Origin of the sequence: Streptomyces amakusaensis, assembly GCF_039532665.1 — a bacterium.
GTDB classification, from domain to species: domain Bacteria; phylum Actinomycetota; class Actinomycetes; order Streptomycetales; family Streptomycetaceae; genus Streptomyces; species Streptomyces amakusaensis.
In genome coordinates this window covers 1-2,309 of the sequence record NZ_BAAASB010000062.1, presented here as the reverse complement: position 1 = coordinate 2,309, position 2,309 = coordinate 1, and the positions used below count along the sequence as shown (strand labels likewise).

1 protein-coding gene is annotated in these 2,309 nt (G+C 69.6%); it reads right to left on the bottom strand.

Features of this window, described 5'->3' with window-relative positions; genetic code table 11:
* Positions 1 to 2,309 (bottom strand): type I polyketide synthase (locus ABD371_RS35610; protein WP_344486888.1); only part of this gene is annotated, 2,309 nt, incomplete at both ends.

The following is a 2,309-nucleotide window of genomic DNA, read 5'->3' as shown; positions in this document are numbered from 1 at the left end:
GGTAGGTCTCGTAGAGTTCCTGGCCCATGCCGGCTCGTTGTGAGCCCTGGCCGGTGAACATGACGGCGACCCGTCCGGCTCCTGCCGTGCCTTCGACGGTCTGGTCGCCGATGATCACGGCCCGGTGCTCGAACAGCGAGCGTGAGGAGACCAGCGACGCGCCGATGTCGACCGGGCGTGCGTCGGAGTCGTCGGCGAAGGCGCGCAGGCGCTCGATCTGGTCCCGCAGGGCTTCGGGCGTTCGGCCGGACACGATCCACGGCACCACCGCCGGAACCGCACCCTTGACGGCGGCTTCCTCCACCTCCGGTGCCTGCTCCAGCACCACATGCGCATTCGTCCCACTGGCTCCGAAGGAGGAGACGGCGGCCCTGCGGGCACGGCCGGTCTCCGGCCAGTCCCGGGCCTCGGTCAGCAGCTCGATCTCACCGGCGGACCAGTCGATCAGCGGCGACGGCTCACCGACGTGCAAGGTTTTCGGGAGTGAGCCGTGGTGCATGGCCATGACCATTTTGATGACGCCGCCCACACCGGCGGCGGCCTGTGCGTGGCCGATGTTCGACTTCAGGGATCCGAGGAGCAGGGGGCCCTGGTCGCCGCGTTCCTGTCCGTAGGTGGCGAGCAGGGCTTCGGCCTCGATCGGGTCGCCGAGGCGGGTGCCTGTGCCGTGGGCCTCGACCGCGTCGATGTCGGCGGGGTTCAGACGGGCGTTGGCGAGTGCCTGGCGGATGACGCGCTGCTGGGAGGGGCCGTTGGGGGCGGTGAGGCCGTTGGACGCGCCGTCCTGGTTGACGGCGCTGCCGCGTACGACGGCCAGCACCTTGCGACCCTTGCGCCGGGCCTGGGAGAGCGGCTCGACGAGCAGCATGCCGGTGCCCTCGGCCCACCCCGTACCGTCGGCGTCGGCGGAGAACGCCTTGCACCGACCGTCCGGTGCCAGCCCGCGCTGGCGGCTGAACTCGATGAACGTGCCGGGCGTGGACATGACCGTCACACCGCCGACGAGGGCCATGGAGCACTCGCCCGAGCGCAGGGCCTGCGCGGCGAGGTGCAGGGCGACCAGCGAGGACGAGCACGCCGTGTCCACGGTCATGGCCGGGCCTTCGAGGCCGAACGCGTACGCGATGCGACCGGCGACGACGCTGGCGGCATTGCCGGTCATCAGATAGCCGTCGACGCCTTCGGGGGCTCGGGTCATCATCGTCGCGTAGTCGGCCCCGTTGCCTCCGGCGAAGACACCGATCTGGTCGCCGCGCACGGCCTCCGGGTCGATGCCGGCACGTTCGAACGCCTCCCAGGCCGTCTCCAGCAGGAGTCGCTGCTGGGGGTCCATGCCGAGGGCTTCGCGTGGTGAGATTCCGAAGAAGCCCGCGTCGAAGGCGTCGGCGTTGTAGAGGAAGCCGCCTTCGCGGGTGTAGCTCTTGCCCTTGGCCTCCGGGTCCGGGTCGTAGAGGTCCTCGGCCCAACCGCGCCGGGTGGGGAGGGGGCCGATGGCGTCGACGCCGTCGGCGACGAGCTGCCACAGATCCTCGGGGGAGCCGACGCCCCCGGGGTAGCGGCAGGCCATTCCCACGATCGCTATCGGCTCGTCGCTCGTGCGGGTGGTGGCGAAGGTCCGCCGGACGGAGTCGGATCCGAGGAGTTCGGCCTTCAGATACGCGGCGACGGCCTCGGGCGTCGGATAGTCGAAGCCGACCGTGGCGGGGATCCGCAGACCGGTCGCGGCATTGAGACGATTGCGAAGCTCGACAGCGGTCATGGAGGTCAGGCCCAGCTCGGTGAAGACCTGGCCGGCCCCGACGCTGTCGGGGTCGGCATAGCCGAGGACTCCGGCGAGCTGTTCGCGTACGAGCCGCAGCAGCCGCTGGTCCCGCTCGGTCTCGCCGAGTGCGTCAAGCTCTGCGATCAGCTCGGCCGCGCCCTCCTCCCTGTTTCTTGAGGTCCGGTGCTCGATGATCGGCGCGATGTATGTGCCGGAGGAGACGGGCTCAAGCCAGTAGCGCTCGTGTTGGAAGGCGTAGGTGGGGAGCTGGATGGGGTGGGTTTCGGTGTTTTGGTAGTAGGTGGTCCAGTCGATGGTGGTGCCGTTGACGTGGAGGTGGGCGAGGGCGGTGATGAGTTGCTGGGGTTCGGGACGGTCTCTGCGCAGGGCGGAGGCGGCCGGGATGTCCTCGACCATTGTGGAGAGGGTGGCGTCGGGTCCGAGTTCGAGGAGGTTGTCGATGCCCTGGTCGTTGAGGGTGTGGATGGCGTCGGTGAAGCGGACGGGTCGGCGGACGTGTTCGACCCAGTAGTCCACGGAGCAGATT